Source organism: Tenacibaculum sp. MAR_2009_124, assembly GCF_900105455.1.
Lineage (GTDB): Bacteria > Bacteroidota > Bacteroidia > Flavobacteriales > Flavobacteriaceae > Polaribacter.
Genome location: NZ_FNSF01000005.1, coordinates 299420 through 321055 on the forward strand (window position 1 = coordinate 299420; position 21636 = coordinate 321055).

Annotated in this window: 18 protein-coding genes; 10 read left to right on the forward strand and 8 right to left on the reverse strand. The window is 30.8% G+C overall.

From position 1 onward, the window contains the following. The first annotated feature begins 17 nt into the window (after positions 1–17). Genes BLW23_RS12000 through BLW23_RS12015 form a run of 4 tightly spaced genes read left to right on the forward strand, consistent with a single transcriptional unit; the run spans position 18 to position 5532 of the window. Complete coding sequence (locus tag BLW23_RS12000; RefSeq protein WP_093670154.1) at positions 18–2390, forward strand: TonB-dependent receptor; 2373 nt, start codon at positions 18–20, stop codon at positions 2388–2390. 14 nt (positions 2391–2404) lie between these two features. Beyond that, positions 2405–3697, forward strand: a complete 1293-nt coding sequence (locus tag BLW23_RS12005) for a DUF4374 domain-containing protein (protein WP_143032164.1) — start codon at positions 2405–2407, stop codon at positions 3695–3697. Positions 3698–3753: 56 nt separating this feature from the next. Then, entirely contained in the window at positions 3754–4350 is a 597-nt protein-coding gene (locus BLW23_RS12010; RefSeq protein WP_093670158.1) for a hypothetical protein, read from the forward strand. 3 nt (positions 4351–4353) lie between these two features. Next, complete coding sequence (locus BLW23_RS12015) at positions 4354–5532, forward strand: PepSY-associated TM helix domain-containing protein (RefSeq protein WP_093670160.1); 1179 nt, start codon at positions 4354–4356, stop codon at positions 5530–5532. A gap of 7 nt (positions 5533–5539) precedes the next feature. Here the strand turns inward: BLW23_RS12015 and BLW23_RS12020 are convergent, their stop codons facing one another. Continuing rightward, positions 5540–5965: an Lrp/AsnC family transcriptional regulator gene (locus BLW23_RS12020; protein WP_093670162.1), complete on the reverse strand. Its 426-nt coding sequence runs from the start codon at positions 5963–5965 to the stop codon at positions 5540–5542. Positions 5966–6070: 105 nt separating this feature from the next. Between BLW23_RS12020 and BLW23_RS12025 the strand changes: the two genes are divergently transcribed. Together BLW23_RS12025 and BLW23_RS12030 are read left to right on the forward strand one after the other, a co-directional pair. After that, positions 6071–7000: a 2-hydroxyacid dehydrogenase gene (locus BLW23_RS12025; RefSeq protein ID WP_093670164.1), complete on the forward strand. Its 930-nt coding sequence runs from the start codon at positions 6071–6073 to the stop codon at positions 6998–7000. Positions 7001–7002: 2 nt separating this feature from the next. Next, entirely contained in the window at positions 7003–7410 is a 408-nt protein-coding gene (locus BLW23_RS12030; RefSeq protein WP_093670166.1) for a VOC family protein, read from the forward strand. Here the strand turns inward: BLW23_RS12030 and BLW23_RS12035 are convergent. The 3 genes from BLW23_RS12035 to BLW23_RS12045 are packed head-to-tail and all read right to left on the reverse strand — an operon-like array spanning position 7385 to position 11806. Then, positions 7385–10492, reverse strand: a complete 3108-nt coding sequence (locus tag BLW23_RS12035) for a CHAT domain-containing protein (protein ID WP_093670168.1) — start codon at positions 10490–10492, stop codon at positions 7385–7387. The two genes, BLW23_RS12030 and BLW23_RS12035, sit on opposite strands and share 26 nt — an antisense overlap. A 1-nt stretch (position 10493) precedes the next feature. Next, positions 10494–11207: a tetratricopeptide repeat protein gene (locus BLW23_RS12040; RefSeq protein WP_093670170.1), complete on the reverse strand. Its 714-nt coding sequence runs from the start codon at positions 11205–11207 to the stop codon at positions 10494–10496. Beyond that, the gene (locus tag BLW23_RS12045) at positions 11207–11806 is read right to left on the reverse strand and encodes an RNA polymerase sigma factor (protein WP_093670172.1); all 600 of its coding nucleotides are present in this window, start codon (positions 11804–11806) and stop codon (positions 11207–11209) included. The genes BLW23_RS12040 and BLW23_RS12045 overlap by 1 nt, the downstream gene beginning before the upstream one ends. A gap of 155 nt (positions 11807–11961) precedes the next feature. Between BLW23_RS12045 and BLW23_RS12050 the strand changes: the two genes are divergently transcribed. Continuing rightward, positions 11962–12648 (forward strand): hypothetical protein, encoded by a 687-nt coding sequence (locus BLW23_RS12050; protein ID WP_093670174.1) that lies wholly within the window; start codon positions 11962–11964, stop codon positions 12646–12648. 163 nt (positions 12649–12811) lie between these two features. On the opposite strand, the gene BLW23_RS12055 is transcribed toward BLW23_RS12050, so the two are convergent. The 3 genes from BLW23_RS12055 to BLW23_RS12065 all read right to left on the reverse strand — a co-directional run bounded on the left by BLW23_RS12055 (position 12812) and on the right by BLW23_RS12065 (position 17730). Further along, entirely contained in the window at positions 12812–13483 is a 672-nt protein-coding gene (locus tag BLW23_RS12055; RefSeq protein ID WP_143032165.1) for a hypothetical protein, read from the reverse strand. 4 nt (positions 13484–13487) lie between these two features. Next, on the reverse strand, positions 13488–15464 hold the full coding sequence (locus tag BLW23_RS12060; protein ID WP_093670178.1) for a hypothetical protein: 1977 nt from the start codon (positions 15462–15464) through the stop codon (positions 13488–13490). Between the two features lie 226 nt (positions 15465–15690). Beyond that, positions 15691–17730 carry a glycosyl hydrolase family 95 catalytic domain-containing protein gene (locus BLW23_RS12065; protein ID WP_093671774.1) on the reverse strand — a complete coding sequence of 680 codons (2040 nt, stop codon included), beginning with the start codon at positions 17728–17730 and terminating at the stop codon, positions 15691–15693. 805 nt (positions 17731–18535) lie between these two features. On the opposite strand from BLW23_RS12065, the gene BLW23_RS12070 reads away from it, so the two are divergent. The 3 genes from BLW23_RS12070 (at position 18536) to BLW23_RS12080 (ending at position 20618) form a co-directional block, all read left to right on the forward strand. Continuing rightward, entirely contained in the window at positions 18536–19549 is a 1014-nt protein-coding gene (locus BLW23_RS12070; protein ID WP_093670180.1) for a TlpA family protein disulfide reductase, read from the forward strand. A gap of 164 nt (positions 19550–19713) precedes the next feature. Then, the gene (locus BLW23_RS12075; RefSeq protein WP_093670182.1) at positions 19714–20007 is read left to right on the forward strand and encodes a hypothetical protein; all 294 of its coding nucleotides are present in this window, start codon (positions 19714–19716) and stop codon (positions 20005–20007) included. Positions 20008–20111: 104 nt separating this feature from the next. Then, the gene (locus BLW23_RS12080; RefSeq protein ID WP_093670184.1) at positions 20112–20618 is read left to right on the forward strand and encodes a ferritin; all 507 of its coding nucleotides are present in this window, start codon (positions 20112–20114) and stop codon (positions 20616–20618) included. Positions 20619–20699: 81 nt separating this feature from the next. Here the strand turns inward: BLW23_RS12080 and BLW23_RS12085 are convergent, their stop codons facing one another. After that, entirely contained in the window at positions 20700–21473 is a 774-nt protein-coding gene (locus BLW23_RS12085; protein WP_176829811.1) for a hypothetical protein, read from the reverse strand. Between the last annotated feature and the right edge of the window lie 163 nt (positions 21474–21636).

Here is a 21636-nt window from a genome sequence, read left to right on the forward strand (position 1 = left end):
AATAAGAATAACGTTAAATGTTTATTAATACCAAACTTGCTTCTTACTTTTTATTAATCCTATCATTACTAGTTTGGAATGTTAGTTCTCAAAACAAGCTCATATCATTAAAAGGGGAATTGATAGATGAAAACGGCACCTCATTAAAATCTATTAGCATATACTTAGTGGAACTAAACATTACTACAAAAAGTAATTCTGCTGGTTCTTTTGAATTTAAAAACATTCCCCCTGCTATTTATACACTGATTATTGAAAGTGATAGTCATGAACTTTTAACAAAAAAAGTATCTCTAAAAACTCAAAATCAAGAAATTCAAATTGTCTTAAAAAGGAATGAAAAGTTAAAGGAAGTTATTGTTTTGGGTAAAAAGAAAAACCAATTCAAAAGCCTGGGCTACGAACTTGAGATACTTAATATTGCTAATGAGTTAAACAACACCAAAACACTCAATCAAATACTAGAGCAACAATCAAGCATTAATGTTCGCCAAAGTGGAGGTTTAGGTTCAAGGGTCAATTATTCCATTAACGGATTATCTGAAAAATCCGTTCGGTTTTTCATTGATGGTATTCCTATGGAATTTTATGGTGCTTCTTTTTCAATTAATACCATTCCCATATCTGTAATTGATAAAATTGAAATTTATAAAGGAATCACCCCTATTTACCTGAGTAATGATAATCTTGGCGGAGCAATTAATTTAATTACTAAAAAAGTATCCCAAAATCTAATCAAAATTTCCTATTCTTTCGGTTCTTTCAATACTCATACTTCATCCGTATACACAAATATAAACTTAGATAAAAAAGGAGCTTATATTAATGCTTTTGGTTTTTACAATTATTCAGATAACAACTATGAAATTTGGGGAGATAATGTTCTGGTAACGGATCCAGAAACTTTTAATGTAACAAGAAACAATCGCGTTGAACGATTTCATGACGCCTTTCAATCCAAAGGGATTAAAGCTTCCTTTGGAATCAAAAACAGGAGTTGGACGGATCATTTTGAAACAGGACTCATTCTAACCGACTTTGATAAAGAAATTCAACATGGCCCTACTATGGAAATTCCGTTTGGCGAAGCCACTTATTCTCAAAAAAACGGAACCGCGTATTTACGTTATTCAAAGAAAAACCTGCTTAACAAAAAACTAGGCATTCAATTATTCGCTGGGTATTCTGACCGAACTAGAGTTCATATTGATACAACCAAAAATATTTATAGCTGGAATGGTAAAATTATCGGTCAGAGAGTTCTTGGAGGTGAACAGTACGGGGTCTTAACCCAAAACACATTAAAGAAGAAAACTTTTATTCAAAAATTAAGTGCTGACTATAGATTGAACAACCAGCATAAAGCATACTTTACCTCTCAAATTGCCTTTGTCAATAGAACAGATAATGATCCTACTATTACTAATAAAAATGAAGCTTATTGGGCACCTCAACACTTTAACAAAAACACCTTCGGATTAGCTCTTGATTCGAAATGGTTGCATAGAAAGCTAAGCACCTCTTTTTTTATAAAAAATCATTCCTTTAATGCTAAAATTAAAACTACAGAAGACGGGCAATTGTTTAAAAACAGCAATGCAGATGCTAACTTCTTTGGTTTTGGGTTTTCATCTTCATACAAAATCAACCAACTCCTTATACTGAAAACCTCTTTTGAAAGAGCCAATAGACTTCCTGAGGAAACGGAAATTTTGGGAGACGGTGTAAACATTTTAAGTACAGATCAGCTTAAAGCCGAACAAAGCTTTAATTATAATATTGGTGTGCAACATCAATTATTACTGAATAATAATTCGACTTTAACATATAATCTATTCTTCTTTCGAAGAGATGTCGATAATTTTATTAAGCTATGGCAAAAAGATGATTCCGCCTTTGTTTACATCAATTTTGACAACATTGACATCCATGGTTTCGATGCTGAATTGAAATACAAATGGAAAAACAAATTTCAAGTGAACTATGCCATTTCTAGACTTTTTCCAATCATCAAATCGAGATTAGATAGCGATGGTAACAAAAACCTATTATTCAATTCAGAATTGCCGAACACGTTACTTTTTAAAAGCACTTTAAACACTCAAGTAAACTTTGAAAACACTTTTAAAACAAACGATGCCTTATCAGTTAAATGGGCTTCAAATTTTGTGGATTCATTTTTTGTTCGTGATAATGTTTTCGGTGCCGATAACAAAGATGAAATACCTCAACAACTCTCTCATAACGTTGGTGTAAACTATTCCTTCCCCAATAAAAAAATTTCTATTGGACTGGATTGCAATAATATTTTTGATGCACAGTTATTTGACAACTTTGCAATACAAAAACCTGGGAGAGCATTTTTTACTAAAATTAATTGGTCTATATAACAACTATAATTATTATGAATACTCGATTTAAGTTTACACAATTGCTAGGTTTAATATTCCCAGCAGTTTTTATGATGTCATGTTCAAGTGACAATGATAATGCTGGGGATAATCCTCCAGTTGAACCTGCTAACTACTCGGTTTTAGCGAATATTGACAGAACCTACTATTTAGCTCAAACAGATGATTTAACACAAGGAAATTTAAGTTTTGTTAATAACGGTACTCAGTTAAATTCAGATATCTCAGCAAAAGTTTTAAAACAAGGAGATTTTTTATATTCTCTTAATTATGGAACAGGTATTCTTACACAATTAAGAACCCAAGAAGATGGCAGCTATGCAACGGTTAAGGAACTTGACGCGGGTTTAGCTGTTGGATCAACAACACCTCGTTACAAAATAGCTAACGAAACAACCTTAATGTTATACAATGTAACCACTGAGGAAGTAAAAAATAATGCAGATGAAATTGTAGACTATGTTTGTACACTTCGTTTTGCGGCAGTTAATCTTCCTGATTTAACAATTAGTAACTTGACTGAATTTGTGATTCCTCAATCAGAAAATGCAAAATTAGGTGGTAGTTCAATTGGGTTTCATCCAATGCGTGTTGATAGTCCTGTAATTTCAGGAAACAAAATCTACTTTGGAATCATGCACTTAGATATTCAATCATCTCCAATTCCTCCTTTCAGAACTCCAAAACAAACTGGATTGGAAACTTTAGTATTTGATTATCCATCGTTTGCAAATGGTAAAATAGTAGAGTCTAACTCAGCAGCAGGGCACACTGGTGGCTATAGAGCTCCTTCTATGCATGTTGATGAAAGAGGTGATGTGTATCAGTCGAACTGGTTTGCTTCGGGAAGTAGATTCGATTTATCAGCAGGTGATAAAACTGTGATTAAAAAACTAACCAACGGATCGTATGATGAAACTTATGAATTTAATATTTCAGAAGCGTTGGGGCTAGATTCAAATGTTGGAACCATAGGTTGGTTCTATGTTGGAAATGGAGTTGGTTTTATGCCAATTCATATTGAAACCGAAGGAAATATTGTTAGAGAAGATTCGTGGAAAGTTGCTAAAATTAATGTGTACAACAAAACTGCTGAACTATTAGATGTTCCTTTTTCGAGATTATTCTCGTATCAAAATGGAGTAATTGAGGGTACTAAGTTTTTTATGGCTATTTCTCCTCAAAACCAAGATGCTTTTATCTATGAATTTAATACTGAAAACTCTTCAGTAAAAAAAGGACTAGCTCTTGACGGTGGTAATCTTTTAATTGAAGGAATTTATTAATTTGTTTTAACCTTGGTCTCTCCTCTGCATGGGGGAGGCCATTTTTATTCGTTATTATGAACTTAAAAAAACTAACATATTTATTAGCAATTTCCCTGTTAATATTATCGTGTTCTTCCAAAAAACACGAAGGTCCGTTTAACTATAATCTTATTAAAAACAAGTTGAACCTTACCCTGTCGGAGATTGAAGAGTTTGATAAAATTATTGGAGAATATAATGGAAAGTTGGTAGCTAATTTTCAAACTTCCGGTAGATCTAAATCCGAAAAAATGAAAAATGCTAAAGAGATTTCTTCAATTCAAGATAGTTTGATAAAGTTACTACTATCGAAAGAAAAATATAGTATTTATAAAACGGAAATTGATATTGAAAGAAAAGGAAGAGATCAACATAATATGAACTTGATAAAAGCACAACTGAGTTTAGATAGTTTGCAAACAAAAAAGTTTGAGGCTGCTAATAAGGCGTTTTACACCACCTTAATTGGCAACCATGATTATTATCATGGAAAGCCAGATGTTTATCTTCAATACTATAAAGAAATTGATGCCAATCGCCAGAATTTATTCGAAAAAATGTTAACCAAAGAGCAGCTAAACACTTATAATAAACTAAAAAGTGAATACAAAATTGGTCAAAATGAGCATTAGTTCATGAAGAAATTATTTATTCGAAAAAGAAGGAAGAATGAGAGTTATTCAAAATATTTAATAGCTCTTTTTCATTTATGGTTAGGACTTCTCTCCAGCCTAGTGATTTTTGTGGTATGCCTTACAGGAAGTATCTATGCTTTTAAAAATCAACTTCTACATTTTTTTTCTGATGAAATTGCTAAGACTTCAAACATCAAAAGTGCAACACCTTTACAAAAGTCGATAGATCTATTTACGGAAGAGTTTGAAACTCCTGCGACTATTTGGATAAAAGAGAACAATTTTGAAATCTCTTCTTTTTCAAAAAACAACTTGGGTACGCATGCTTATTTCAATCATAATACGGGAGAATTAGTTCGAATACAAAAACCAGAATTAGTCTCATTTTTCGAAGTTATACTAGAACTTCATCGCTATTTATTGATTAAAAATCCAGGTAAAATTATTGTTGGTATAAGTGTTCTATTTTTTACATACTTACTGATTAGTGGATTCATCCTATGGATTCCGAAACATTTCAAAACCTTGAAAAGTATTCTTACGATAAACTTCAAACTAAAAATCAAACGGATTAATTATGATTTACATCGAGTTTTAGGTTTTTATTCTCTTATTCCTTTATTATTTATCTCAATTACTGGTTTATATGTTTCTTTTTATTGGTTTAAAAATATAAGTATCCAAGTTCTAGGAGGACCTTCGATCACAATTAATCAGTCAAACATCGGAAATAATGGGCTAAGCAATGACATTGCCAATTCTTTCAATACCTTTTTTTATGAACTCCTCAATACCAAAGAAAACAAAGTCCAGAAGACGATAGATCAACTTTTAGAAATCGCAAAAAATAAGGTACATGACTATGCCTACATTAAAATAAGTTACCCTATTATGGCCAAAGGATATTATTCCTTCAAATTCTTCCGGAAAGGGCCATGTTCCATGTCTATTTATGATGAAATTAAAATTAATTCATTTGGAGAAATTAGCAAAACGAGTCTTTTCAGTGAGTTGGAACTTTACAAAAAGTACATGCTTATCGTAAAACCTCTTCATACTGGTGAAATCTTCGGAATTACTTCGATAATTATTTACTTTTTAATAAGTTTAATCGGTTCTTCTTTACCAATAACCGGATTTATAATTTGGTATCATAAAGCGGTTAAGTTAAAAAAATAAATTCCTATCATATCTCCGACAAAATTAAGAAAGTACTTGTATCTCCAAATTGCATTAATTCGTCAATAAGGTTTTGTAAGTGAAGTTGATTTTTTAAAACTACTTTTAAATGGACATTCTGATTTCCAGTGATTCTGTAGGCTTCTTTAATTTCCGTTTTTGAATTAATAAAATTGAATAATAATTTCAAATTCCCATGAAAAACTTTTACTAAAACAAAAGCCTCAATATCGAATCCCAGCAATTTGTAATCAAGTTTTAGATTATACTTTTTAATAACCCCTTGTTCCTCTAATTTCAGAACTCTATCTCTAGTTGCTGAAGGAGATAAACTTACCTTTCTACCAATTTCAGCAAACGTTTCTCTTGAGTTTTCTTGCAAACACTTAAGAATATCTTTGTCAATAGCCTCTAAACTAAAATCACTTGCCATATATTAATAAATACAATGAATTCTGTCTAAAAATACGTTTTTACAATTGAATCCACTTTAAAAACTCTGTAGAAAATAATAGTTTTACACTAAATTAATCGGAATATGAGTATTGCAATCATTTTTAATAATAAGAATCCTGACACTTGGCAAAAAGCATTAAATAAGAAGTTGACAGATGATACGGTTGAAATATACCCGAACATTAAAAATCCTGATGATGTCAAATTTATAGTATGCTGGAAACCTGAGGAAGGCGTCATTTCGAAGTTCAAAAACGTAAAAGTAATTCAATCAGTGGGTGCTTCTGTAGAACATATAACAAACACTCAAAAAATAGATAGTAACACCGTTGTAACAAGAATCATAGATCATAATTTATCGATGGATATGTTTGAATTCTTACTCTCTTCAATTCTATTCAACATGAAGAATTTGGACTATTACTCACAGCAAAAACAACTTCAAAACTGGTCGCCTAGAAATTATAAAGCTATCAAAGAAGTGACTGTTTGTATTCTTGGGCTTGGAGAAATAGGAAGTTTTGTTTCTGAAAAACTTTCTAACGTAGGCTTTAGTGTAAAAGGATGGTCTAACTCTGTTAAAAATATAGCTGGTGTACAAAGTTATCAAGGCGAAAAAGGATTGTACCATTCGATTGAAGACGTTGACTATCTGATTAATCTACTTCCTTTAACAAAGCAAACTGAAAACATACTCTCAAAACGGTTTATGAGTTCATTAAAAAAAGGAGCCTTTTTAATCAACGTAGGTAGAGGAGAACATCTGGTTGAACAGGACTTAATTCAGTTATTAGATTCCAAACATTTATCTGGTGCCTTATTGGATGTATTCAGAGAAGAACCATTACCAAAAGAACATCCTTTTTGGAAACATCCGAATATTACAATTACTCCGCATGTGGCTTCATTAACAAATGTAAATTCAGCAATAGATATTGTTGTAGAAAATTACCTTAGATTTAAAAACAATCAAGAATTATTAAACATTGTTTCACTTAAAAAAGGATATTAATTATGAATAGTTTTCATTATGCATTTAAAGTAAAAGACATCGCAAGTACCATTGAATTTTATGGTACTATTTTAGGATGCTCACTTGGAAGACAAACAGAAACATGGGTAGATTTTAATTTTTTCGGACATCAACTATCTGCTCATATATCGAAAAGTTTACCTGAGCTTGACTACTGTGGTCTAGTGGACGGAGTCAAAGTTCCTATACCTCACTTCGGTTGTATTTTACAAAAAGAAGAATTTGATTTTGTAAAACAGCAACTAGAAAACCATTCGATTGATTTTATTGTTAAACCTCAAGTTCGTTATGAAAACTTAAAAGGCGAACAACAAACCATGTTTGTATTAGACTACAGTAATAATCCTATTGAATTTAAATCATTTAAAAACGATCATGAGATTTTTTAATTTTGTTTTTGTAAAAAAATATAAAAACGACGACAATTGTCATAAATAGCAGGAGTACATAATAAAGGCTATTATTATCCGTAAGCGTAATGGGGTCCATATTTCCGGATGGTATAAATCCAGCCCAATAATATGGATTTACCAAATTTTCATTTTCAATATATGATAATTTCGCTTTATTTAATGCTTCATCCTTCCTCATACCTGTACGAAGATTTTTGTAAAACAAAATCATTAATTTTTCAGTCTGCGAATCATTCACATTCCATAGACTAGTAACCGTACTCTTGGTTCCAGCGTATGTAAATGCCCTAGCTAAACTAATAATTCCCTCTCCTTGTTTCAACTCCCCAACTCCAGTTTCACAAGCACTTAAAACTACCATTTCATTATTCAGTCTTAAATTATACAATTCACTTGCATAAAGTTTATTGGCATCATTTAGGTCATCTTGATTTTCGTTAAAAATTATGTATGAGTAATCACCGAAAGAATCATTCGCTTTTGCATGAGTAGATAAATGAACAATTTTATAATCTTTTGCATAATTAATAAAATTAGATTTAGTTGCATCTCCAGATTTATATACATCTCCATTAAAAACATTTGATATAGCTTCAACTTCTCTAATATTATACTTTAACTCACCGAATCCACTTTTTGGCTCTCCATTTTCAAAAGAAGGAGCAAAAGCAAGTAATCCCTCTTTTTTATCGATATGACTAGTCTTTAAATAATCATTTAACATTGAGGAATAGTTATAACTAATTTGGTGCTTCTTTAATAAATAAGGAAACTCATTAACCTTGATTTCTTCCGACGTTATTTCTGTTAATAAGGCGCCAAAAGGTATTAAACTTAAAGATCCATCAGGAATTATAATGACTCTTTTGGTTAACTTATCAGCTACAGGGAATATCAATTTGTTATAAAGATTAAATGCTAGGTCTCTATATTTGGTACTTCTTTCATTTTCCCCTGAATCAGATATGGAATTATTCAAATTAGATGTTATCGATTTTTTGAATTTTGTAATCCAATCGTTTAATGGAAAATCCTTTTTTATTTCTTTTACGACATACTCATTCTTCGAAAGAAAAAACAAAAAGATATTATCTTCTCCTACAAAATATTTCAATAAACATTGATCATCTTCCAAATTACTTTGTATATAATCAACTCCGAAAGATTTCTTTTTATAAATTAAGTCATAATACTCGGGGTAATTCTTTTTAGTCCTAAGATGAAATTCATCCTGTTCCTTTTTTAGATCGAAAATTGAATTTTTTAATTTAAAAAGCGTATCTTCATTAATAGTAGTATTCTCTTCATAAATTCTTTTCTCTATTCCAAAAAGTTTTGACTCTAGTTGGTTTTCTGTAACCAAAATGCTATCAGGTAGGTCTAGTAATTTTTTAGCGTCTAGTTTGTAAAAGTTCTCCAATAATAACCTTCCGTTAACCTTTTCGGAAATTTCAAAAGCTTTTAGCTCTCCACTTTCAGTATTACTATCTAATAAATGTTTTATTCTTCCTTCATACAAGTTATAACTACTGGAAATTCTAAAGTTTTTTGAAGATTTTCTAGAAAATATGTTCTGAACTCTATCTTGATATTTAATAAAATCGTTATAAACTATATTCAAAGAGTCTAAATATTTATTGTTACCAGATTGCTCTTTTATTTTTTTAAAAACTTTAATTTTTGTTTCAAAAAAATCATTTACATCTGATATTCCATAAAAATTATAGGAATTAAAGTTCCTGTTATTCTTTATGGTTAATTGATGATTGGCCTTTTCAAGAAATTGTTTGGACTTTACAATGTCTTTTTTCATAATATAGGCCTCAGCAAGTCTTAAATATATATCTATTAAAACAATTTCTCCTGTTGACTCAACCTTTGTTAACGCTTTGTTTAAAATTGATATAGCCTTACTATAATTACCTTTTTTAATGTATATCCTAGCTATATTCGTATGAATTTTAGTTACGTCCAAATGCTTTTCATCTAATTGATTCTGAAAAACATCTTCTGCTTTTTTTAAACTCTCTAAAGCACTATCATAATTACCTAATTCAAAATCTGTATTTCCTATGTTTCCATATACATAACCAATATATTGATGATTACTCCCTAAATGGGTTTCCCATATACTCAAGGCTTTTTTAAAATTAGAAGAAGCTTGAGTATATTTCTTTAACTCCTTATAAGACAAACCAATTGAATTATAAAAATCAGCTAACTTAGGATGCATAGGTCCGAAACTATTCGAATAAATTAAAATTGCTTTATCAAAATAATCTAACGATTTATCATACTCTTCATTTTCTCTGTAAATATTCCCCAAATTCCCATAGGCATGGGCTAAAACAGGATGAGTTTCTCCTAAATGTTTAGTATGTATCCGCAATGATTTTTTATAAAAAATTTCTGCCTCACTAAAGCTATTTTGATGATAATATATATTACCTCTATTAAGATATAAACCGGCTACATTAGGGTGGTCTTCTCCATAAATATCCATAAATATTTCTACAGCTATGCCATTGTATTTTATAGCATTTTCGAAATCCCTGAGCAACATTGTAACATTAGACAAATTAGCATAAGTCTTTGCTTTATTGAAGTGGTTCAGCTCTGTTTCGCTACTTTTATTTTGATACTCTAATGCCTTTTCTAAATATTGATAACTGCCCTTATAATCTCCTTTGATCGCTCTTAAGGTTCCAATATTATAATTTAAAAGCCCTTTTATTTCATTATCGGCTTCTTGTCTACCTTGTAATACCTCAAACCCTTTATCCGTGTAATACTTTATTGAATCAAGGTTCCTAAGAGAAATATGAATATTTCCTAACATAGCATATACTTCAGCAATTTTAATATTATTAGGAGATTCCTTAATATACCTGTATAAAGCTTCTTTATTTAAAACTAACGCTTCTTTGGGTTTAGATAACTTGAGCATTGTTCTAGCACTATCTAATAACTTTTCTGCTTTTTTTATTTCTGAATTTTGCCCAAAAGACGAAAAAGAGGCCAAAATAAATACTAGCGTAATTTTCTTTTTTAAATTCATTTTAGTCAATTTTTTTTAAAATTTCATCAATCTGTTTTTTTCTATTCCTACCATGTGAGTCTTTACTAAGTTCGAATATTTCTTTCGCCTTATTAAGACTATCTTGCTTTAAGTAAGTCAATCCTAAATACCATTGAGCTTCAATGGAAGAAGTTTCTTTTGAATTTATATTTCTGAATACAGATTTAGATTCTTCTATGTTATTCACCATCAAAAGAGAAATTCCGTAGTAAAGACCTGGAAATCCACTCAGCTCTTTTTCACTGAGTTCTCTAAATTTAAGGATAGCCTCTTCATACTGCTCATTATCATAATACCCCATTGCCTCTTTTAATAAATCATTTGTTTTATTATCTTCTCCTTTTACGGCATATACATTAGGGTATGGGGAAAAATTAGACTCAAATAACGTTGAATTTGAACTTGTCATAAATCGAAATGTTCCCAAAAAGATGACAGCTGCAACACTTGAAGTAGTAAGAAACATTTTGACAATCTTGCTTCTTTTTCTCTTTTTTCTTTCCATATTCCCTATACCTTCCAATTTTTGTTTTAGGTTATATCTTCCCATTTCCTTAACCGATGTTTCGGTCAGTGCATCAATAAAACCTTCATCTTCATTTAACGAACTCAACTCTTCTCTATCTGAATCTTCAATCTTATCATTAAGAAATTTATCAATTAAATTTTTAATTGACTTTTCATCTTTACCCATTAGTCTAACTCTTTAATTAATGATTGATACCTTTTTGAACTCACCACAATACTCTTCAATTTCTTTAAACATTTATATTTTTTATTTCTCGCTGCCTGTTCATTCTTTAACCCATTCAATTTGGCTATATCAATCATAGACATGTTTTGATATATATGCTGAATAAGAATCTCTTGGCAACCAATTCCTAAATGAAGAAACAATTCCTTTATAAAAGCAGTTTTAGAAAACGAAAATATCTCCAAGTTTTGTAATTCAAAATCTAAATCTTCTATACCAGTTGAAGTAGATTTATAAACTTTTCTTTCATTTCGAATCTTTTTGTACCACAAAAATCTTCCTATTGAGTAAATATATCCACAAACTGACGTTTTAAGAACAAATTTCCCTTTTTTTAAATTTTCATAAAAAACTATAACAGCCTCTTGAATAATATCATCAATATCAAAAGAGTTACCTCCGTTTTTTTTAATAAATACACTCAATGACTTATAATTCTCTTTGTATAGATAGGTTAGAACACGATTTTCCTTTTCATCATTAGTAATTAAGGATCTAATTATTTCCTCATCACTAAAAACACTTATTTTTTTTAACATCAATAGTTTTTTGATACTTGATTTTGTTCACTTTACAGACAAAAATAAAAAAAATAAAAAAAGCAAGGTTACGTATATAAAGTTTAGGGTATATGTAAATAGAAACATGTAATTCGAATTACTAAATATCAACATTAATTTAATATCTATTTATTATGAAAAAAGTTTTTATTATCATCCTATGCTTAGGAATACTTTCTTGTCAAAATCAAGAAGACAATTTATTTACTCAAAAAGAACAAAACTCTATTGTAGAAGATTCGAAAAACACTAATAATTCTGAATCCAGAACCATGGATATTCTAATAACTCCACCCGACGAAAACGGAGGCGGTGCTGGTAATGGCTGCGAATCTTCTCATTCAATCCTTGGAGGGTGCACTCCAGACATAAATGGAAACGCAGGTGGGAGTTTTGCTATTAATTATGATTTAGAAAGTGATTGCGATAAAGTAGTTTTTATAGGTGGTGTATTTAGAGTAAACAATAATCTGCCAAGAATTACTGAATTTAAGATTAAAAAGAAAAAAGGTAACTTAAAAGTTAACGGTTACAATTTAAGTTATAATAATAACACAGGAGAGTTCATCGCAACTCTTTTAATTACTATACCGAATCAAAGCACCGCTATAACCAATCCTATTGGTTATGATGGTAACATAGATTTAGTAGACCCAGATTTAAGCGTAATGCCAGAAGATGACAACGGTGATGGGCATATTAGTCCGGATGAGGTAGATTGGACTCCAACTGGAAGCACACCTACTATTATATCTCCAAACTATTCAATTAAAATTAAACAATTTAAAATTAACCCATGTGTAGGGTATATAAATTATTAATTATTGAGGGGAAGACACTATGATAAAGAACATAACCTTGAATACTAAAGTATTCAAGGTTTTATTATTTAACCAACTTAATTGTTAAAAAATACAACCAGAATTTAAATCATTTAAAAACGATCATGAGATTTTTTAGTTTTGAATAAAGAGAGTTTCAATACTAAGAATAATCTGCTATTAAAACACCGACTTTTTCACTTAAATCTTCAGTTTCATTAATAATTTTGCTTACTTCTTCTAAATCTTCAAGTGCGTCAAAAATTTGAATTTTAGGTACTAAATCTCTTAAAAGTCTCTCCGACCTGAGCTTAGATTCTACTAAATTATCATAGTCTTCAACTCTATTTCGACGATTAAAACTCCAGGCTCCCAAGCCCCTATTTAAAAATATTGATAGAATACTTCCTATGGTAGCAATGACACCAGAAATAAGCTGTAATTTAAACTTCATATCTTTATTTTCCTCAAACTCATTCAATAAAGTAATTAATATAGCGCTACTCCCTATAGCGGCAATAATTTGAGAAATTAACTCTAATTTTTTATAGGTATCTATTTTCTTTTTGATTTTCTTAAAAAACTCATGTGCTTGATCCGATACCGTTTCTAATGTTTCTTTCGCTGTTTTTGCTTTGATAAATATTTCCTCACGATTCACATCAACATCACCACCTTCTTCAATATTAGCACCAAGATCGTCTCCTATGTTGAACAAGTACTCATAGTTTGAATCTGTAGTATCTTTCAATCCTTGATATTTAGTTTGACTTAGCTTATGTAATAAACTAACCGTTTTCGAGTTTACCATGTCCGATTTCTTAATTTCTCCCATTTTTTTAGATTTTAAAATAATTAAATATAAAGTCGACCAGTTTTCGCCAAACCCCATTCTTTTTATAGAAAACTTCCACTTTAGTATCCCCCACATTGCTAAAGGAATCGGGTTTTAATATAATTTTCACTTTGCCAATACCTCCATTTATTTTTTCGTTTGAAATTGACGTGATTAAGTCTTTATAAGTATTTGCTTTTTTAAACGAATTCGCAATAGCCAATCCAAAATTTAAATCATTAATTATATCTGTAGTACCGGCTGCTACATTATAATACGAAGACGAACAACCTCCTGTAAAAACATCAACATTATACTCTTTTCCTAACTTTTTCACATACTCAAAATCCACTATATAATTACTATTACCCACTCCCTTAAATGAGCCATTTTCAACATGTCCTACCAAAAAAAGTTTCCCGCCTTTATTTTTTTTAAACTCATTTTTTATTTTTCTTTTTACATAGTTTGTACTCTTGTTTTTAATGAAATTAATAGCTCCTTTCGGAAACATTTTTCGCAAACTATCAATTACCTTATCTTTTGTCAACTTTAAATTTGATTCATGTTTTGATAAAAACACTGTTTTCATATTTCGTTTATCAATAGCCGTTGATAAATCTTTTTTTAGTTTAGAAATATCATCCCCCAAAGTACTTGTTCTCTCCATATAAACATTGGCCCCATCAAATAGTTGAATTGCATCCTTTTCTTCAACTTTATTTAACGCTACTTTTATAGGTATTTTATTTCTATGAAACTTCTGGTATTCAGCGTTTGTCTTCACATAGTAATTCTGATTAGTTATATCCTCCTTCAATTTTTTTCGAATGTCCGAACTCAAAGCAAACTCCCCATTATCTAAATTCTTATGAATCTTGAGATAATCTGACATCAGTGATTCTAAGTCGTTTTTATCAGTGTCAAGAACAATTTGAAATTCCTCTTTTTTTCTATTTAATTCCTCCTGAGCCCTCGTCTTAAAATCTTGATGTGCTATTTCTTCATTTAGAGAATGGTCTTTTTTAAATTGGTTTTTCGCCTTTTCCAATCTCTTATGAAGAAAATCAAGTTCCTCAAAAAAGTCTTTTTGGTTTTTAATAAGAATTTCGGTGTTCGGAGATTCAATATATCCAAGTGTATACAACTTCCTTTCCAACTCATTTGTTTCTTTAATTATGAGATCTAAATTCTCATCAACCAACGCATTTATTTTATCAAAATCTAAATTATCAACAGCCTTATTAAAAGGCTTTGCTTTTGCTATAAAATCAAGATCCTTTGGAGCCAATCGAAATCTTTTTAATTCTCTCCATTTGTAATATAAATGCTGTCTTAAGGTTGGTAACTCAGTGGGTACCTTAAATTTCCTTGCAAGCTTCTGCCCTACGAATAATCTTGTTTTTAACTCTTCATATGCAGCTATAAACCGCTCAACACCTTCCTGTGTTACTTTGTATTTATCACCAAATCCAACTGCGAAATCATGAGGTTTTATGTTATTCTTTTTCTGAAACGCACAAATAGCATCATATACCTTATTATTCACATATTTACCCCAGCCCATATTGTAACCAAACTCATCTTCAACGAGTAATAAGGCCTTTTTGTTTTCAAAAAATAATGATTCTTCCTTTAGTGAAACATTTTTTGTTCCAAATGCTTCCTTCAATTCTCTTTGTTTCACATAGTCTTCAACATTAAATTGATACCTTTTATATAATTCTTGATTTCTGGTATATAGATTTTTCCTCTTTTCTATCCATGGTTTATAAAAATCGTCAGTATATAACTTGTATTTATTTCCTTTAAACGTTGTCGGAAGTTTTTGAGTTCTGAGAATGGGGCCAAACCTTGGTTTAGGTTTTGCAATTCGAAACAATTTGACAAGTCCTTCGACTCCTCTTTTTACAACTTGAACCTGTGAGCAGGTGGTATGAATAGTAAACAGAAGAAGTACTAGTAAAGCAATTTTCTTCATGGTAGTAAGTTTGATTAAATAACAATAATTAAATACAATAGCTTCTGAAAATATCAGAATAGTCCCCGATAAAATATTATCTAACAGCGTGTTAGTTTCCAGTAAATTTAAACTAAATAATTGACTTTGAAAACTATACAAAAAAAAATCTGAAGCCAAATTACTTCAGATTTAACGTTGGTATCATACTTACATATAGGTATTCTTCCAATAAAATTAGAGCGCTCTATTTTATAGTGTATGTTTTTTTATCTGGCCCAACTCCTTTTATGATTAATGATTTCCATTCCTTCGGTAGTACTGGATTTTTTTGAACAACTCCCTCCTCAGTAAAATATAGGCCTCCAAAACCAAAAAGAACGGTTTGTAGCATCCCTCCAGCACCTGTTGCAAAATACGGATGTGTTCCAGTAGCTGTTTCGGAAAGGGCTCCGAAAGGTGGACGTTTATTTGGTTCGTAACTTTCTTTGAACAATCGAAAAGCATTTTCTGCATCTCCCAATCGAGCATAAATAACGGCAAAAACCGATTTCCCCATTGCAGGGCCTTCTTTAGCTAATTTAGGTTCATAATACTTTAAGTCTTTCAAAACAGTTTCTTTGTCTTTTACAATCGTTAATGGATATGACAGTAGATTTACATCCGCTTGCTTTATAGTTTCTCCATTGTATTTTTTGTGTTCCATAGTAGTTCCATCGGGAAATTTATGAATTACCATTCCATCCGCAACTGTTTTCCATATTGAATTAGCTTCTAACTTCAAAACTTTGGCAGCATCTACTGCATAACGTAAAGCTGTAATTGCTGAACCATTGGTAAAAGCATTATCATCAACATTAGGCGCAAATTCATTAGCTCCTACCACATTTAAAATACTATAGGTACCGTTTGAATTCTTTACAGAGCGACTCACCCAATAATCAGCAATTTCCCTTAGCATTGGATAACCTCTTTCTTCCAACCATTTTTTATCTTTTGTTACCAAATAGTAATTCCAAAAAGCAATGGCTATATCGGCCGTTATATGATGTTCAAAAGTTCCTGTTAATGCCCAGGCTGGTGTTGCTTCTTCGCCTGTGTCATCGCTTTCCCAAGGAAACATAGCACCTTTGTATCCAAAATTAATAGCTTTTTGCTGTGCTTTTTCCAAACGATCAGAACGATAATTAACCAATGACCTTGCAATATCTTGATTTAACACCAACAACGGAGGATACATCCATAATTCTGTATCCCAAAAAACATGTCCATTATAGTTCTGAGACGACAATCCCATGGGGGCAATACTTAAATCTGAATCGCCTCTTCCAAAAGCATATAAATGGTATAATGCCAATCGAATATCTTGCTGTGACTGTAAATCGCCTTCCACAATAATATCCCCTTCCCAAAGATTTGCCCACAAGTCTTTGTGTTGTTTTAATAATGCCTCTTTCGGTGTCAATAAATTGAAAATAACAAAGCGCTCGGATTCCGTTTGAGGGTCATGAAAATCTTGGGTTGTGCATTGTGCAGCTGTCCAAGAAAAATTAAACTTGGCATTGGTTTTTAAGTTTTTACTAAATGATAAACTATGATTGTATTCAGAAACCTTTTTGTGTATTAGCTCTGGTCGCTGATGTTCACGAGTACTATTGATTCCATCCCAAATAAAAGTACCGGAAGCAGCCACTTTATGTCTTCCTTGCCTACTCGTTGCCACCGTTTGTAGAATAGGCATCGTAGTTTCCAAGTCTTTTAAAACTCTGAATGTACTTGTAGGGTTTCTATATTCTTCAGGTGTTTTTAGACTTGCAGCAACTTCTACTAAAACATCCGTATTTGGTGTTATTGTTATATCTAAAAAACCTGAATATTGCACATTTCGTAAAGCATACATGGTGTATTCAATGCTGGCTTTGTTTTTAAAATCGAACCTAGTCGTAAAAGAAGCTTCTTTCATATTCAAGGTTTGTCGCCAATTTGATATGTTTTCATCAGAAATAAGCTCCCCATCAATGCTAATCTCCATTTCTTGAAAATCAATTCCCTTCAATATTCTACTCACTCCTAAAGGAGATTCTTTGTCATAAACATTATTCAAAATAATTTGTTTTGTTTCCAAAACGTGTTGAGAGGGTAAAATACCAATTCGCCCATTGGCTACTACGATTCCAGTATAGTTATTAGCCTCGCTCGTTGAAATATGCCAACCGTCATTTTGAGCATTTAAATAAATTGAAGCAATATTGAATAAAACGACCATCAATATTTTAAAATTATTCATAATCATGGTAAATATTATTTAGTTTGTTTGTCAACATAGAATCATCATATAATTCTCAAAAATTCCTTAAGAAGTATATGCTACTATTAAGTTATTTCTGAAAAGTTAAAATACAAAAACAATTTAAAACACTGAAAAACAAACAACAAACAGAAAAAAAACATCTTTCGTTTCCTAAAAAGGATACCGAAATTACTATGACTCCAGATGTCTCTAATTTCAACCAATTATTAAAATTTTCTCGTAGTGGGTCAAAAGAAGGTAATTACTTAACCGATTCGTATTTAGCACAAAATCTACTAATATCAAATAATTCACTATTCCGATTACCTAAAGAGGATTTTCAATACAAAATCAATGAGCTTATAATAGAGCAAAAGGAAATATCTCTACTAAGTTTTTAAACTATAAAAATCATAAAGGAGGAACAACCTCGCTTGATAATCTCAAAGAAAAATAGGTTTATATTGATGCTTGGACTTCTTGTTGCTAGCCTTATGAAACGGTAATTGTAAATACTTAGGCTCTAGCCTTTCCTAAAACTGCCTGTATCTTTTTATAGGGAATTTGTTTTTAAAAACTCCCTTATATTTCTTCCACAGAATCTACCTCGTAAATTACCCTTATTTTCAAGGCAATTAAAACGGAGATGATAAAACTCTACAAAACAACACCATAGCAATTCAGTTACCAACTCATTTCATTTATTGCATAAAATATAACTCTTTATTATTCGTTAAAAACGAATAGGATTGACATATATTCATTATTTTAGTCCACCACAAAACCGTTAATTATACTCAAAATGAAACGATTAATTTATATGGCAGTAGCTTGTTTGGCTATTGTTTCTTGTAAAGAGCAGCCTAAAGACTACGTTACGTTTACAGGTAAGATCACCAACAAGAATTCAGATTCTCTTGTAGTTGCTAACCCAAAGACAGGAGCAAAGAAAATTATAAAAGTAGATGAAACAGGAACTTTTAGTGATACATTAAAAGTTGAAACAGGTCTTCATGTTATTTTCGATGGTAAAGAGCAAACAACTGCATTTCTTAAAAATGGAAGTGAACTTAATTTAACTCTTGATACAAAAGAGTTTGATGAAACTGTTGTATATACTGGAAAAGGTGCAGATGAAAGTAATTTCTTAGTAAAATCTTCTTTGATAGAAGAAGAACTTCTTAAGAGTGGAGCAATATTCCAATTACCAAAAGAAGAATTCGAAGCGAAGTTAAAATCTTATGAAGAATCTTTCGAAAAAAGACTTATTGAAAAAACTTTAGATACTTCTTTCGTTGCTACTCAAAAAGGACGTGTAACAGGACTTAAAAACTATGCTTCTAGATACTATGAGCAAGTTGCTTATATCAATAAAAACCTTGCTAAAGGATTAGCTTCACCGAAGTTTGTTAATTTTGAAAATCACAAAGGAGGAACTACTTCTTTAGATGATTTAAAAGGAAAATATGTTTTTATTGACGTTTGGGCTACTTGGTGTCAACCATGTAAAAACGAAATTCCTTACTTAAAGAAAGTTGAGGAAAAATTCCATGGTAAAAATATTGAGTTCGTAGGAATTTCAATTGATCAAGCTAAAGATCATGAAACATGGAAAAACATGGTTTCAGAAAAAGACTTGGCAGGTACTCAATTATTTGCTGACAACAATTGGAACTCAGAATTCGTAAAAAGCTATAAAATAAACGGTATTCCTCGCTTTATTTTAATTGATCCACAAGGAAATATTATAAATGCACAAGCACCGAGACCTTCAGACGCTAAATTGGTTGAAGTATTAGAATCTTTAAGTATTTAAGGAGTCTATCTCGCAAAAACTTAAAACATCATTGATAAGTTCATTACACTTATTAATGGTGTTTTTTTATGCCCAACAACAATGAAAACTGACGTTTTTTGAAGGAATATATTTGGTTAAATATTTATTTTGTTTAGATTAATTAAAAATAATATATTTGCTCCATGGAAGTTTGTACACAAAAACATCAATATCGTTTATCGTACTCCAAACGTAATGCTTATCAATTACATTTGGGACATAAAACTATTCAGCTTACTTTTTGTCAATTATTAGCTTTCAGAAAAAAAATTCTAGAGCATACGAGTTTTAACGGATTAGAAACTATTATAAATGAAGACAACTTCGTTTTAATCTTCGTTGCAGACCGTAATCATTTATTACTTCTTGATGTTTCTCAATTATTAGAATTGAACGAGCTCATACAATCTATATTTACATCTAGCCCTGTAATTTAAAGGGCTCTGCTTTACTAAGACTACTTTTAAATTAGGCTCCGTACTTCTTAACGCTTCTTTTAATGCGTATCTTTGGCTTGCAATCATCTAAAACCACTAGTAACATGGAAACCGCAATAAGAAGAGACATGATTTTACATGTTGAAGTTGTCGATTTGTTGAATCATCAAATTATGATGGAACAGAAAGCTTCTTCAAAATATTTAGCAATGGCATCTTGGTGTGACCAAAGAGAGTTAAGAAATAGTGCTAAATATTTTTACAGTCAAGCTGAAGAAGAACGCGCTCACATGATGAAAATTTTTAAGTTCGTTAATGATAATGGAGGAAGTGCACTTTCACCAACTGTTACTGAAGTATCTCACGAATATGATAGTTTAAAAGGTATTTTCGAGGCGTCTTTAGATGCTGAAATTGAAGTTACGCAAGCGATACACAACGTGTTTAAAAAAGCCCGTCAGGTTGGAGATTTTACTTCTGAAATATTTTTACAATGGTTTGTTACTGAACAAGCTGAAGAAGAAGAGAAAGTAAGAGATATTTTAGATATGATTGAACTAATGGGAGACTTCCCTTTAAGAATGATTGACGAAAGAATTCCTACGGAATAACAGCATTATATACAGAAACAAAAACTGACAAAAAAAGAGCTTCGATTTGATTATCGAGGCTTTTTTGTTGTATTTATCATATTACTCTCTTTTTCCATTGAGCATATCTTCAATTTCTTTTAGAGTCTTTTCAATCCGATCAAGTCTTTCTTCAATATTTGATTCCTTCTTATCTTCCAAAGAATTCTGAAGTAAGCTAACAATAAAACCGAATAAAAAAACTGCAACTAAAACATTATGAAGAAAATGAACTAATTGAGAAAAGCTCTTTTTAGGTTTAAAACTATCTGAAAATAAAATATTGATTGTATATGGAAGAACTTCTTTATAACTCCAAAACTTATTGGATTTTATTATCTTTAATTCGTTCTTCCTTTCTTTACTCAATAGCTCGAGTCTTCTCAGCCCCTTATCCAGTATTTCAATAACAGACATCTCAAAATCTCCTTTCAACTCAAAATCTTTATAACTCTTATCTTTTGGTTCAACCTCTATGAACCTTCCATAAGGCTCATTCGGAATTTCTTTATCTCTTTCGTAAAAATATAATGTACTACTACCTGTTGTTATTGAATAATCGGGTTCATCTTCGTGAAAAGGATCATTATCATTGAACCAATAAATGGTTTCTTTTTCCAATAATTTCTTGTCATTCTTTAAAATGTTTTCAATAATTAACTTTTGATTGTCAATATCATTTTTATTGTAGTTTAATTCTAAATTATTCAGCTGTGATTTTTTTTCAAACGACAGTACTTTACTGTCTATTTCGATACTACTAGGGTCATTTTTTATGATAAGGACATAAATAATCGGAAAAACAACAACATGAATTAAAATAAAAAGAGAAATCATTTTTAATAACAATACATTTTCTTTTCTTTCTTTCCCAATTTTCCACAGGTAATAGCTGACAAATAGTAAAACAAGTATGATAATAGTATTAATGACGAAATCTAACATAAAAACTTAATTATTACTGTAAATATAAAAATCCCGCAGCATAGCTACGGGATTT